At 39.7% G+C, this 13341-nt stretch carries 12 protein-coding genes, 2 tRNA genes and 1 pseudogene; 11 read left to right on the forward strand and 4 right to left on the reverse strand.

Annotation, left to right across the window (positions count from 1 at the left end):
• Positions 1 to 60 precede the first annotated feature (60 nt).
• A complete protein-coding gene (locus tag C9J47_RS15100) occupies positions 61 to 1479 on the forward strand; it encodes an aminotransferase-like domain-containing protein (RefSeq protein WP_107254259.1) in 1419 nt (472 codons plus the stop codon).
• 314 nt (positions 1480 to 1793) lie between these two features.
• Here C9J47_RS15100 and C9J47_RS15105 read toward each other — a convergent pair whose 3' ends face one another.
• Positions 1794 to 2915 (reverse strand): helix-turn-helix transcriptional regulator, encoded by a 1122-nt coding sequence (locus tag C9J47_RS15105; protein ID WP_107254260.1) that lies wholly within the window; start codon positions 2913 to 2915, stop codon positions 1794 to 1796.
• A 409-nt stretch (positions 2916 to 3324) separates the two neighbouring features.
• Between C9J47_RS15105 and C9J47_RS15110 the strand changes: the two genes are divergently transcribed.
• The gene (locus C9J47_RS15110; RefSeq protein WP_107254261.1) at positions 3325 to 4230 is read left to right on the forward strand and encodes a DUF808 domain-containing protein; all 906 of its coding nucleotides are present in this window, start codon (positions 3325 to 3327) and stop codon (positions 4228 to 4230) included.
• Between the two features lie 89 nt (positions 4231 to 4319).
• Here C9J47_RS15110 and C9J47_RS15115 read toward each other — a convergent pair whose 3' ends face one another.
• Positions 4320 to 4538 carry a hypothetical protein gene (locus C9J47_RS15115; RefSeq protein ID WP_107254262.1) on the reverse strand — a complete coding sequence of 73 codons (219 nt, stop codon included), beginning with the start codon at positions 4536 to 4538 and terminating at the stop codon, positions 4320 to 4322.
• 595 nt (positions 4539 to 5133) lie between these two features.
• On the opposite strand from C9J47_RS15115, the gene C9J47_RS15120 reads away from it, so the two are divergent.
• From C9J47_RS15120 to C9J47_RS15130, 3 genes and pseudogenes are all read left to right on the forward strand, one after another.
• Entirely contained in the window at positions 5134 to 6699 is a 1566-nt protein-coding gene (locus C9J47_RS15120; RefSeq protein WP_107254263.1) for a S8 family serine peptidase, read from the forward strand.
• Between the two features lie 187 nt (positions 6700 to 6886).
• Positions 6887 to 7157: pseudogene (locus C9J47_RS15125) on the forward strand (hypothetical protein); the annotation flags it as partial.
• A 167-nt stretch (positions 7158 to 7324) separates the two neighbouring features.
• On the forward strand, positions 7325 to 7984 hold the full coding sequence (locus C9J47_RS15130) for a PAS and helix-turn-helix domain-containing protein (RefSeq protein ID WP_006229051.1): 660 nt from the start codon (positions 7325 to 7327) through the stop codon (positions 7982 to 7984).
• A gap of 89 nt (positions 7985 to 8073) precedes the next feature.
• Here C9J47_RS15130 and C9J47_RS15135 read toward each other — a convergent pair whose 3' ends face one another.
• Complete coding sequence (locus C9J47_RS15135; protein WP_107254264.1) at positions 8074 to 8796, reverse strand: YebC/PmpR family DNA-binding transcriptional regulator; 723 nt, start codon at positions 8794 to 8796, stop codon at positions 8074 to 8076.
• A 431-nt stretch (positions 8797 to 9227) separates the two neighbouring features.
• Between C9J47_RS15135 and C9J47_RS15140 the strand changes: the two genes are divergently transcribed.
• The 6 genes from C9J47_RS15140 to C9J47_RS15165 all read left to right on the forward strand — a co-directional run bounded on the left by C9J47_RS15140 (position 9228) and on the right by C9J47_RS15165 (position 12294).
• A tRNA-Ser gene (locus C9J47_RS15140) sits at positions 9228 to 9318 on the forward strand.
• Positions 9319 to 9359: 41 nt separating this feature from the next.
• A tRNA-Asp gene (locus tag C9J47_RS15145) sits at positions 9360 to 9436 on the forward strand.
• Positions 9437 to 9821: 385 nt separating this feature from the next.
• Complete coding sequence (locus C9J47_RS15150) at positions 9822 to 10343, forward strand: DUF2846 domain-containing protein (protein ID WP_342749869.1); 522 nt, start codon at positions 9822 to 9824, stop codon at positions 10341 to 10343.
• Between the two features lie 454 nt (positions 10344 to 10797).
• On the forward strand, positions 10798 to 11157 hold the full coding sequence (locus tag C9J47_RS15155; protein WP_146150851.1) for a hypothetical protein: 360 nt from the start codon (positions 10798 to 10800) through the stop codon (positions 11155 to 11157).
• Entirely contained in the window at positions 11154 to 11453 is a 300-nt protein-coding gene (locus tag C9J47_RS15160) for a hypothetical protein (protein ID WP_107254266.1), read from the forward strand. Before C9J47_RS15155 ends, C9J47_RS15160 begins: the two co-directional genes overlap by 4 nt.
• A gap of 373 nt (positions 11454 to 11826) precedes the next feature.
• Complete coding sequence (locus C9J47_RS15165) at positions 11827 to 12294, forward strand: TetR/AcrR family transcriptional regulator (protein ID WP_170107518.1); 468 nt, start codon at positions 11827 to 11829, stop codon at positions 12292 to 12294.
• A 3-nt stretch (positions 12295 to 12297) separates the two neighbouring features.
• Here the strand turns inward: C9J47_RS15165 and C9J47_RS15170 are convergent, their stop codons facing one another.
• Entirely contained in the window at positions 12298 to 13191 is an 894-nt protein-coding gene (locus C9J47_RS15170) for a LysR family transcriptional regulator (RefSeq protein WP_107254268.1), read from the reverse strand.
• Between the last annotated feature and the right edge of the window lie 150 nt (positions 13192 to 13341).

Below are 13341 nucleotides of genomic sequence, written 5' to 3' on the forward strand. Positions count from 1 at the left end.
TAGCTTGGGTATACTCACTGCAGACAAGATAATATTTCTATTCGTTAAGGTTGATGGATAATGGCACCCCAACAGACTCGCTACCATGCTGTAGCAACAGAAATACAACAGCAAATAGAACAGCGAATTTGGTTGCCTGGCGATCGTATCCCTTCCATTCGAGTCATGAGTAAGAAACACAGTATTAGCCCTATGACGGTGCTTAAAGCCTATGAGTTGTTAGAAACAGAAGGGTGGATTTATGCCAAACCTAAATCAGGTTACTTTGTTACTGCCCATTTAAATCGTTTAGCTGAACCACAGCAAATGATGCCTCAAGTTGTGAATCGCTCAATTAAAATAAACGCGCATATCTTTGATGTACTAACGGCTTGTAAGCGTCCTGACGTGATGCCATTTGGATCGGCTTTTCCGGACCCTGATTTATTTCCTCTTAAACAACTTGGTCGTGCATTGGCACAAACCATGAAAACAATGCCAGCACAGAGTACAGTGACAGATTTGCCGCCGGGTAATATCGCGTTACGTCGTGCGATTGCCAAACGTTACATTCGAGATTGTATTGATGTATCAATCAATGACATTGTGATCACCTCTGGTGCCATGGAGTCATTAGGATTGAGTTTGATGGCAGTAACGCAACCTGGTGATACTGTGGCGATTGAATCGCCTGCTTTTTATGGTGCTCTACAAGCAGTAGAACGGTTACGTTTAAAAGCTGTAGAAATAGCGACACACCCTCGAACGGGCATCTCAGTTAATGCATTAGAAGCTGCAATCAAAGCACACGACATTAAAGCCTGCTGGTTGATGAGTAAATATCAAAACCCGCTAGGGGCTTCGATGCCAGATGAAAATAAGATCGCGATTAATAACTTGCTGATGAAACACACGATTCCGCTCATTGAAGATGATGTGTATAACGAGCTATATTTTTCAGAGTCGAAACCAACACCGATTAAAGCCTACGACAATAGAAGAATGGTTTTGCATTGTGGGTCATTTTCTAAATGCTTAGCCCCAGGTTTTCGAGTGGGCTGGGTAGTGGCGGGGCAATATGCCAAGCAGATTGAACAGCTTCAGTTAATGTCGACCTTATCTACTGCGGTACCTAATCAGTTAGCACTCGCACAATATGTCTTACATGGTGGTTATGATATTCATTTACGACGATTAAGACGCCAGTTGAAAGCACGACAACAACAAATGTTAGATGCGATTGAACAATATTTCCCATGTGAAACACAGGTTACCCGACCAGAAGGGGGATATTTTTTATGGGTAGTGTTGCCAAAGCATATTAATACGTCTGATTTACTTCAACGATTATTAGATGTGCATAACATCAGTATTGCACCTGGGTCATTATTTGCGAGCGATGATAGGTATAAAAACTGTATGCGAATTAATTGCTCATATCCGTGGAATGAACGGACTCAGCAGGCATTACAAACGGTAGCCAATTGTATTAAAGTATAAAAAAAGGCCACTTTACGTGGCCATAAAATCCGCACCAATCATGGCTCGTGCGAAATTATCGGGTGTCACTAAAAAATGTTGAGATGGTATTAGCTTCTTTTCTTCGTATTCATTAAGTTTATGTATCGTCATAAATCAATATCAAATAAATCAACCACCTAGCCAGGTTACGTTGTTTGAATATTAATGAGACGTCAAATAGAGACTAATTTAAGCCACTCAATTTATATGCTGTAGATTAATTGAATTAGCAGTAAATAAATGTCCCCATTTGGGGACACTAAGGTGCTTTTGTAGACTAGCTTACACTTTATTTATACCTTTGAAGGTGAAGTGATAGGGTAAAAAGCAGGGCTGGACATTAATTTGGCAACCAGTTCGTTTTGTCGGCTAGTCTGCGTTTTTTTCATTATGCGCTTAATATAGGTTCTAACTGTCTCGTATGAGAGGTAGTGTAAATCAGCAATTTCAGCGGGAGATCGTCCATTGACTAATTCACAACAGACTTTTCCTTCTTTGTCCGATAAATTAAATAAATCACGCAATATTTGTAAATCAAGGTTAGGTGCTTGTTCACTATTGTAAATGAAAATAGCGACACCATTTTCAATGCTGTTATTCTCTTTAACCAAAGGAGCAAAAGTAAGTGCCAATACGTGGTTATCTATCGTTTTAATATGGACTGTTTGTGTGCTTTTACTTGTTCTACACGCATTAATAGCCAGATCCATCTCGGTATTTTCATTCGCTTTAATACTGTGAAGTTTTCTATTTATAATTTTTAGTGGCATGCTTTTAGATAAAAAAGCATTTGCTTTTTGGTTACAGTGGCAAACATTATTGGCGTTATCTAACAGAATGACAGGCTGCTGTATTTGATCAAATAAAAGCTGTGAAAGTAAACGTTGTTTATCTTGATCTACCTTTAGATGATGCAGGTGCATAGCATGTTGCATATGGGGAATAAGCTGTTTCAGCATATCCATTTCATCAGGTAAGAACATACCTTGATCCTGACGCCGTTGAAACACCATTTGGCTAACCCAACTGCCTTCAATGGTTAATACAGCACCTGCTGCATAATGAATATCGAGGTTGCAAATCCAATCTCGATAGAACTCGGGTTCATTAATTCTAGCGACTTCTCGTGTTGCATCTCCTGCGATGATTAGCGATCCTGGTGCTGCTTTCACTAGCTCTTCTATTAGTGGATCTTTACGATCTAAACGCTCCATGAATAATTGAAGGTTTTCTAGTTCGAGACCTTCCATCCAGATGACATTTACATCTCTTGTCTCCATATTCGCCATGATTAAAGCACCAGAGCGGAAATTACATTGTTCTATGAGTTTTGATAAAAAAGGCTTAAATCCATCAGGATCAATCAAAGAGCCATAAAGGGATTTTATTAAATCGTCAAAATTAATTTTGGTCATGCTTGTCCGTTATTCTTTTATAATAAGTATCGTTAAAAACGATGCTCGATTAAACTTTGTCTGCTAAGTTGGACATACGTACCAATGTAATAGTATTGCTACAGTCGAATTTACTATATATCGCAGCTATATTGATACAGATAATATGCATCTTTTCGTTTGTTATTCAAATATAGCAACCAAACACTCTAATACGATGCGAGAGATAACTATATTTTAGGTGAAAGTTCTGTCAGGAATATATTGATAAAGTGATAACAAGTATTCTTTGGGTTGTTGTTTGTATGAGTTTCTTGTCAGAAGCGTATATGCCAAAGTTGCTTTTTTCAGCGAGAATACCCTGAATCAAGGTCTATGCTGGAAAGAGAATATGATTTATTCCAGCGTAATTTTTAAAAGGAGAAACCCAGTGGCTGGTGCGAGTTTATTGACCCTACTTGACGATATTGCAACCGTTTTAGATGACGTTGCTTTGATGACAAAAGTTGCTGCACGCAAAACGGCAGGAGTACTTGGTGATGATCTAGCTTTGAATGCACAGCAGGTCTCAGGTGTACGGGCTGAACGTGAAATCCCTGTGGTGTGGGCTGTTGCAAAAGGGTCATTTAAAAATAAGCTAATTTTAGTCCCCGCGGCATTATTAATCAGTGCTGTTGCTCCTTGGCTAATTACCCCAATGCTTTTACTCGGTGGATTATTTTTGTGTTTTGAAGGTGTAGAGAAGATCACTCATAAGTTCTTACACGGTAAAGAGGAATCAGAAACACCAGAGCAACGGGAAGATGAAAATATTGATTTAGTTGCGTTTGAGCAAGAAAAAATAAAAGGGGCAATACGCACAGATTTTATTTTGTCTGCTGAAATTATTGTTATTGCTTTAGGTACAGTACAAACCCACCCATTTCCCACCCAATTACTGGTGGTCAGTTTGATTGCAGTGGTAATGACGGCGGGAGTTTATGGGCTGGTGGCGGGCATTGTGAAATTGGACGATGCAGGTTTGTATTTAGTGGAACACAGTGAAGAAAAAACCACCAAGCGTGCATTTGGCACTTTTTTGGTGAATGCAGCCCCTTATTTAATGAAATTTTTAGCAGTGGTTGGCACGATAGCGATGTTCTTAGTCGGGGGAGGTATTGTTGTTCATAGCGTACCGAACTCTCACGATCTTGTGCATGCTATTACTGAATCGGTTGCGACTATTCCTACTGCAGATGTGATAGCCCCCACTTTGTTTAACGGCATAGTCGGGGTAGTGGCAGGTGTAATTGTGCTGGCTGTGGTTACTACTGTGCAGAAAATACGAGGTAAATAGCGAAATAAGGTAACTTTCTTGCTATACCCCATCTTACATTATTCTATTGTGACATCTTGCCCTTGTTCTATGACGAGGGCTACTAAGCTTTAAGCTTTACCGTTAAAAGACTTTATTGTTTCAGCAATCAGAAAAAACATGATTAAGAACGATAAGAAGCTGAAGATGCCAGTGGTTAAAAGAGTTAAATTTTCAGCGCTTATATTGATAGTAACTTGCGGCTTACCTAGATACTGCTTGGTCACCTTAAAATCTTTCCTTAACTGATCTGCGGTCTCTGGTGTTAGGGTGATCATATCGTCTTTCATAGTACCTCCGAAAATCACACTTAATAAAGCACCGCTATAACCAACAAATACCGATGAAATAATAGCAATTTTCCGCTTTCGTCAATTTATGGCGGGGATAATACAGGGATTAGTATGGAAGTAAACAGTGTTTTATTCCAATCGGCCAAAGCTTATACCAAATCCATTAATTATCTGCTCAGTTCAGTGAGAGTTAAAATGCTTTTAGGCAAGGAGATAAATTGAGGATCTAGTTGATCTAAATTGAAATTTATTAACGCAGTATAAAAGTATTTTAAACTCTCCCAAAGGAAACACCACTGGAAGCCAGCTTTTGTGTCTAGCGATTTCAAAAGAGAACCACTCTTCTATCAAGCACTATTCTTGACCTCGACTCCCAGTGGCACCCTGAATGGTCAGATAATTAATGCAATAAGTATTAATTATTTCCTTCCAAAGAACTATTGATCGTACGAATGAGATAAGGTTGTGCGCATAAGAATTTTATATGATACAAGGTTCTTATTGGCATCTCAGTGAAATGAGTTTGCTCGTCATACTTCATGTTATTAAGTGCCGTAACCCATAAGCGTCAATAATAAAGAAGGAATAATAAATGAAGCATATTCAACGTTCATTCATGTGTTTAGGGATAGTTACAGCATTGAGCTTTAACTGTGCTTTGGCAAATCAAGTTGATGAAGAAAATAATAATTTCATTGAAACCAACCGAGTGATTATCAAGTATAAACCCGTTAAACGTGATGTGTTAAATATTGACATGCAAGAATTTAGGCAACTAGATACCGCAGCAGTATTAAGTTCAGCGACAGGAAGTAAGAGTAAATATATTCGTACTCTTTCAACCGGAGAAGAAGTTTACGAACTTGATGAGTGGAAAAATAGTGAAGAGTTGGACTTGATTCTAAACAGTTTAGAAGGCGATCCTCAGGTAGAGTATGCTGAGCCAGATTTGATACTACACCCATTAGAAATGCCAAATGACACTCGTATTTCTGAACTATGGGGAGTTGGTAAACATTATGCTGGAATAAATGTTGCGGCAGTTTGGCCAAAATACAGTGGTAAAAGTACGACAGTCGCGGTGGTTGATACGGGTTACGCGCTTCATTCTGATCTAGAATCAAATATGCTACCAGGTTGGGATTTTATTACAGATCCAATGATGGGAAATGATGGCGATGGTCGTGATAATGATGCGTCTGATCCTGGTGATTGGGTACTAAAAAATCAGTGTAAACAGAATTCACCAGCACGTAATTCATCGTGGCATGGTACTCATGTTGCTGGAACAATTGCTGCTGTTGCCAATAATAGTAAAGGGATTGCTGGGGTCGCATATGACGCAAAAGTTGTTCCAGTTAGAGTGCTAGGGCGCTGTGGTGGATATACTTCTGATATCGCTGATGGAATCATCTGGGCATCAGGTGGCGATGTACCTGGGGCGAATATTAATCGTAATCCTGCACAGGTGATTAATATGTCTTTAGGTGGTCAAGGTAGCTGCTCTCGTACGACTCAAAATGCAATTGACCTTGCTCGATCAAATGGTTCTACGATTGTAGTAGCGGCAGGAAATAGTAATCGTAATGCCTATAATTACACTCCTGCCAGTTGTGCTAATGTTATTACTGTCGCAGCGGTCAATAATGTCGGTAGCCGTTCTTATTATTCAAATTTTGGTGATGTGGTTGATATAGCAGCTCCCGGAGGTGAATACACTCAACTTGGGAAAACAGCGGCGATTCTGTCTACCATTAACAATGGTCAAAAACAGCCGACAACAGAGGGGTATGCGTATTATCAAGGAACAAGCATGGCAGCTCCTCATGTCGCAGGGCTTGCCGCTCTATTATACCAAGCGGATCCTCTGATCACCCCAGAGAAAGTAGAAAAAATTATTAAGCAGTCTTCACGCCAATTTCCGAATCCAAACCAATGTATAGGTTGTGGCTCTGGGTTGGCTGATGCCGACGCTGCAATTAAGTTGCTTCAAATAGGAGAGGTACCTAAACCTATATTAGAGCAATGGAATGCAAGTAAAGTATATTTAAAAGGTGATGAAGTCTCGTATAACAATCTTCGATTCTTAGCAAAATGGTGGAATACGAATGAAGAACCTGGAAAGGACCAATGGGGGCCTTGGCAGGAAAGTAAATAACCCTCAAACATGATGAACTTATGTTGGGTTTAATGCTCATCATTAACTTGAAGGTGTAGGCTTGATATCTGAAAGTTATCGTTAGGATTGTGTCGCAGCTGAGTGATGAGGTTCACTAGCACTCCGGTTTGCGACACAGCCATAGGCAACCGGTATATCTAATACAAGTTGTGTTAATAGGTCATAATTTACTTTCTTATTTGTTGCTCCAGTACTGTATGAGATTCATGTGTTTTTAATCGGGATTGCCTTTGCGATTACTGCTTTTCTGGATATTAAATCCGTGTATTACACGATTAAGAGTGACAGTAAAAGATATCAATGAGGTAGACATTGTAAAGCTTAAACAGCTAGGTGCCCATGATGTGTTGGTGATTGGCGATAACCTACAAGCTATTTTTGGTACTCAATCCGATAATATTGAAACAGAAATTAATGGTGTGTTAGCGACGATTTAACCTTATCTCCCCCCCTATGCAGATAAGTATGCCAACTTTATAGTGGAGTTGGCTTTATTTAAATAACGTCTAAAAGGGTAATTTCTACTACTTTTTTAGCATGACTATTTGCTAAAATAGCTAGCGTGAATTTAGATCAAACTACATACTTATCCGTCCTAATTCACATGCTAGACACAACCCCGACTCCAGCAGGCCTTAAATCTAAAGGTGGGCAATTTGTTTTTGCGAATGAAGCCTATCGACAGTTGGTGAATGCTCCGAAGGAGATAGAGGGGCTATTTGATTGTGACCTACCATGTGACACAGCCCAATTTGCATCCATCTTTGCCCAACAAGATAGACATGTAATGCTAAGTAATAAGACAGTTAGCACCATAGACATTCATAACTATGCGCATGGTTACGATGCATTTTCATTCAATAAGAGACCAGTTGTCATTAACGGTGAAACGTGGGGAGTGCAATTTAATGCAGTTAATCTTAAAGAACTGATTTGTGTCGAAGCTTTTGCTGAAATCATGACGTTTGACAAATCCCATAAATCATTTAGTTCTGTACGGCTGGGGGAAATGCAACTTACACCTTCTCAGGAAATTGTATTGTTTTGGTTGTTACGTGGTCGCCAGACAAAGCAAATTGCGTTGATGATCCACCGCACACCCAAAGCGGTAGAAAAGCAAATTGCTAATCTAATCGTCCGGTTTGCCATATTTGGTGTCACTAATCGTGCGTCACTGATTGATTATGCCCGTAGCAATGGATGGTTATCAGTTATTCCTGCTCAACTATTGAAGCAACCAGTCTCGATTATGATTAATGAATAACGACGAGCAAAAAAAGTATTGGGCCCAGAAAACAAAAAGCCCTGAATCAGCAATGATTCAGGGCTTTTAAATGCAATGAATAAAATGGATTATTCAGCAATTTCCGCATTGTGGTAAATGTTCTGTACGTCATCACAGTCATTTAACACGTCTAAGAATTTTTCGAATGCAGCTACGTCGTCACCGCTGATTTCAGTCATTGTTTGAGGAACAAAAGAAATTTCTTCAACGTCGACAGCTACATCTGGCATTGTTGCTGCAAGTGCATTTTTCACTTTGAAGAATTCTGTATGAGGAGCATAAACGGTAATAATGCCGTCTTCGCATTCGATGTCACTTACATCAACATCTTCCATCATTAGGTTTTCAAGAACCATATCTTCGTCGTCACCAGCGAACTGGAATACAGCTTGGTGTTCGAACATGTGACCAACAGTACCTGGTCCACCGATTTTCGCATGGTTCTTAACAAACGCTTGGCGAACATCCATGAAAGTACGGTTGTTGTTGTCTGTTAGACAGTCAACGATAACCATGCAGTTACCTGGTCCAAAACCTTCGTAGCGCGCAGTAGCAAAATCTTCACCGGCACCACCTTTGGCCTTATCGATCGCTTTCTCGATGACATGGCTTGGCACCTGATCTTTTTTTGCTTTTTCGATCAAGCGCTTGAGTGAAAGGTTGCTGTCTGGGTCTAGACTACCGTTCTTAGCACAGACGTAGATCTCTTTACCGTATTTTGAGTAAACCTTGATCTTTGCGCCAGCCGTTTTTGCCATCGACAATTTGCGTACTTCGAATTTTCTTCCCATGAGGAATCACTCTCTTAATCAGTGTTTGGGGCTTTGATGGTCCGAATTTTACCAGTTAGCAGGGTATGTAGGCTAGTGTCATCTTGTTGTCTTTTGTCTGAATACTCGACATTTATGGGTTTATTTTCTTTTTTTAACATCGATAACGACATTCTGAGCCACTCTATTAACCGCTATCTTACCTTTTGTATAAATAATCTGATTGTATCCATTAATGGCAGCTCTATGAAATCATCATGGAAAGCGATTCTTTAACACGTAAATCTGACTGCGATTATGATGAATAATGAGCATGTCGGTTAATAAATATCATCTGTTTGCTACTGATTTCATTAGAAATAAAAAAACATGACGATTTAGGTCAAAAAATAAGCACTCGATGCAATTTAGGGTTTACAGTCGAATCTCCGATGCGTATTATTCACCGCACTGGAGAGATGGCTGAGTGGTCGAAAGCACCGGTCTTGAAAACCGGCAAGGGTTTATAGCCCTTCTAGGGTTCAAATCCCTATCTCTCCGCCATATTCTAGATGTTTGATTTACTTCGAATATCATACAGAATTGGAGCGGTAGTTCAGTTGGTTAGAATACCGGCCTGTCACGCCGGGGGTCGCGGGTTCGAGTCCCGTCCGCTCCGCCAACACAACGAAGCCTCAGCAGAAATGCTGGGGCTTTTTTGCATCTGCTGTTTGGTGAAAGTACCCACTTATCGATTAATCTCTAAATCCTTTTATTAGCCAAATTAAAATTATTTAGAATGCTCCTGCGTAACCAATTAGCATTGCCTACATGCTTCCAGCTTTCTACCGCGCTAAAATATCGACCAATTACGACGTGTTAATCGAATTACTTAAAGTAAGACTTAAGTACTTTGATACCGCTAGAAATAACATGATTTTATACGTGTAAATTGCTCTCGAAGGTGGTTTTAATGAAATCACATTGCGGACGGTGCCCTTTATATTGTGGCTGTATCACTGCATAATAGCTCTATTGAAACAAATAATACTACACAGAGAATTACCATGAATATGAAAAAAGCAGTGGTTGCCATCGCTATAGTTACCACATTAACAATGTCTGGCTGCGCAACGGTTCCTACGGCTTCACAAGAAGAAAGTGATAAGGCGAAAACATTCGAAGTTTTAACTGATAAAGCCGGACTGTACATTTTCCGTGATTCATTTGTTGGCCAGGCATTGAAGAAGACAGTGTGGTTTGATGGTGAAGCACTAGGTGAAACAGCTCCCTCGACGTTTTTCTATAAAGCTGTCTCTGCGGGTAATCACACCGTATCAACTGAAAGCGAATTCAGTGAAAATCATATTTACCTACAAATGGAGTCAGGTAAGAATTATTATATAAACCAATATATTAAAATCGGTGTGTTTGTAGGCGGTGCAGGCCTGGAGCAAGTTAGCGAAAAAGAAGCTCAGCAGCGAATAGTCCCGCTCAAGATGAATTCCCTTAAGAATAACATTACCACTCCTAATGTTATTGAAACTAACAAAACGGGCACGCGTAAAGGTATGTACAGCATATACTAATATCAAATTCATAATCACTTGCTCAGTTCAGTGAGAGTTAAAATGTTTTTAGGCAAGGAGATGAATTGAGAATCCCTTTGCTCTAAATTGAAATTAATTAACGCAGTATAAAGTATTTTAAACTCGCCTAAAGGGAACACCACTGGAACGGTCAAATTATTAATGGAATTGGTATAAGAGGCGACACGTCGAATGTTCCAGCAAGTCAGGAACTTCGAAGTTGCAATGGATTAATTGCAAATAAAGGTCACTATACTTTATTTGTGATTGATTCATTGTTAGTATTAGCCGCGTAATATTGGTCAATTTAAGCGCACAAGCATTATTCACGTACCCGTTAAGAGAGAAATCAATAAGCCAAGACAAATGAAAGTAGCATTAGTTTTAGCTATCTCGCTAGGAGCTGGTTATGGGATCGTGGGTGATAAAGCTCATAAGTTACGAGGCAAGAGTTATGGAACAATACGTTAATTTTTTTGTTGGTGATGATTTGGACAGTAAACCCCAGCTTGACGTAAACGACGAGCGAGCGCGAGTGCACCTAAAGGCATTATTATGTGGGTTAGATTCTAACACTGAGAATATTGTTATTGATTTTTCTTTAAACCACACCGGAATGATTGATCAGTACAGTAGCTTTGAAGAGGCATGGCAGCAACTTGATGTAGGCCTACGTGATTTTATTGCCGCTTTCAGGAATCTATCGGGTAAGTCCTATATCAATCCTCATTGCGAGGACTTTGTAAAAGAGTTCTTTTGCGACTTAGTTCAAAACAGTGTCAATAAAGATGAAGCACGAGAAAGCGACCAATGATTCCGTATTTGCACCTTGAGCTATTTCCTGAAGAATATGATTTCATGATGGATGAACCTGTTGAAGCAAGAAAGCGTAAATGTGGTATCAACCCTATGGATCAGAGATACATTGATTCTATTAACCAACGCCGATATGAAATGAAAGTTAGAGTATTTATGCCTACAGATTTATCCCCTGAACATCATAAGGCGACATTAATAGATGATCGTTTTATCAGTTCTTACCAATACTGCGAAAGAGCTGATTACCGCAATAATCTTCAACCTGCTATAGAACTATTTCTTTGTCTCTAAATCAATAAAAAGTGGCACCCTCAATTCTTAGTGGCCTAAAGGTCTAAAGGTCTAAAGGTTGATAAGTTGGAAAGTGCACTTAATCGTGACGAGTTAAACTAGTGAACTAAATTGAACGGGGTAAATAGCAGACAAAAAAACGATAATCTTCAACTACCATCTATACTATTACTCAATTATGTTTTTATTTGAAATCGACATCATTCCTTTAAAAATAAGGCTGCTGGCGAGTTTTATAAGCGTCACGTGCAATCACTTAAAGGCGTATGTAAAGATAAATAAGGGTCGGAAACCTCTAAAAAGAACATTTGACTAGCATTCTATGCAAGTGTCAGTATATGCCTATATTTTACAAGCAGTATGCGGAAAGAAAATGCCTAGAGTAAGCCAGAAGGTTGCACTACAGACACGGAAAAGAATTATTGAGGCCGCGCTTGATATTGTCGTAAATCAAGGGTCAGAAAATCTAACCTTTTCTATATTGGCAAAAAAAGCAGATATTAGTCGCTCTGGTATTAACTCTCACTTTAAATTGAAAAGTGATTTGATGTCAGAGATACGACCTCAGATTGCAAGTAGAATTCAAATGCGATTGAACTACTCATCACCGGAAGACTTCTATATGTCATGGACAAAAGCGGTCGATACGGACGTAGAATTTTGCAGGCTTATTATTGCATCTGGAGCTTTTATCAAAGAGCAAGATGGTTTTGAGTCGCTTATCAAAACAATTTCCTCAAGCAATATTGAAATCACAAAAATGTATATTTATCAGGCGATAGGATATGCGGTGGTTAATATCGAGCAAACTTTAAAAAAAGACGTTAAGGTTCCCGTATAGCTATTAAGCAGCAATATGATCTACGAGATAATCTAAAAAAGCCCTGAGCTGTGGTTTGGGGTATTTGCCACCACGATAAACGGCGTAAATCTCAATACCTGCATGTTCATGCGGTGAAGCAGTCCAATCTGGCAATACTTTTTGTAGTTTCCCATCTTTTATAGAGTCAGATACCATCCAGCTTGAAAGTAGCAATAGGCCTGTTCCGCCCAGTGCTGCAGACATTAATGGAGACCCGCCTCTTGAATATAAATTCCCTTTAACTGCAACTTTCTTATGCTGTTTCTTATTGGAAAAATGCCAGTAGTTACGTTTTCTGTCACGGCTTAGTAGCAAGCAGTTGTGTTGGCTTACTTCTTCTGGAGTAGTCGGTGTACCGCAACGCTCAAGGTAGCTTGGAGAAGCACACAGAATTGTATGGTTCGGCATCAGCATTCTAGCATTTAGGCTGCTATCGGCAGGGCGGCCAATTCGGATACCTAAGTCGATATTCTCAGCATTCATATCGACCATTCTATCGTCTAGTTCAATATCAACGGTAACGTTAGGGTAGCGTTTGAGAAAGTCAGGCAAGATAGGGTTGATACACAGGTTTCCGAAGCTTTCGAAAACAGAGATCCGCAAGGTGCCACTCGGTACATCGTTTGTTTTATCCATAGAACGAATGAGTTGATCGGCATCTTCCATTAGCTTACTGGCACCAACAAGGAAATACTGACCCTCTTCGGTGAGTAACAATTGGCGTGTACTGCGCTTAAATAGGGTTACTCGAAGCTGTTTTTCAAGATTATCGATATTTCTGGCCACAGAAGAGGGTGCCATGTGCAGAGCATGCCCCGCCTTAGAGAAACTGCCGGATTCAACGACTTGGGTAAACACTCGTACAAGATCTAACATTCAGCTCACCTTTGCATTTTACGCAAAACTATTGCAGATAATAGCGGCATTCTATCTCTCAGTCGAATTCTGCACAATGTCCTTATTGAATCAGCAGGGGAGCTCAACAAGTGGCCTGTCTGCGAAAATATTTGACCGTTTACATATCTA

The sequence above is a fragment of the Photobacterium indicum genome, assembly GCF_003026215.1.
Lineage (GTDB): Bacteria > Pseudomonadota > Gammaproteobacteria > Enterobacterales > Vibrionaceae > Photobacterium > Photobacterium indicum.

Excerpts from the sequence above, each read along its gene's own strand:
- C9J47_RS15100 (WP_107254259.1), top strand. The coding sequence starts at position 61 with ATGGCACCCCAACAGACTCGCTACCATGCTGTAGCAACAGAAATACAA.
- C9J47_RS15120 (WP_107254263.1), top strand. The coding sequence starts at position 5,134 with ATGAAGCATATTCAACGTTCATTCATGTGTTTAGGGATAGTTACAGCA.
- C9J47_RS15115 (WP_107254262.1), bottom strand. The coding sequence starts at position 4,538 with ATGAAAGACGATATGATCACCCTAACACCAGAGACCGCAGATCAGTTA.
- C9J47_RS15105 (WP_107254260.1), bottom strand. The coding sequence starts at position 2,915 with ATGACCAAAATTAATTTTGACGATTTAATAAAATCCCTTTATGGCTCT.
- C9J47_RS15165 (WP_170107518.1), top strand. The coding sequence starts at position 11,827 with ATGCCTAGAGTAAGCCAGAAGGTTGCACTACAGACACGGAAAAGAATT.
- C9J47_RS15155 (WP_146150851.1), top strand. The coding sequence starts at position 10,798 with ATGGAACAATACGTTAATTTTTTTGTTGGTGATGATTTGGACAGTAAA.
- C9J47_RS15135 (WP_107254264.1), bottom strand. The coding sequence starts at position 8,796 with ATGGGAAGAAAATTCGAAGTACGCAAATTGTCGATGGCAAAAACGGCT.
- C9J47_RS15160 (WP_107254266.1), top strand. The coding sequence starts at position 11,154 with ATGATTCCGTATTTGCACCTTGAGCTATTTCCTGAAGAATATGATTTC.
- C9J47_RS15130 (WP_006229051.1), top strand. The coding sequence starts at position 7,325 with ATGCTAGACACAACCCCGACTCCAGCAGGCCTTAAATCTAAAGGTGGG.
- C9J47_RS15170 (WP_107254268.1), bottom strand. The coding sequence starts at position 13,191 with ATGTTAGATCTTGTACGAGTGTTTACCCAAGTCGTTGAATCCGGCAGT.
- C9J47_RS15150 (WP_342749869.1), top strand. The coding sequence starts at position 9,822 with ATGAATATGAAAAAAGCAGTGGTTGCCATCGCTATAGTTACCACATTA.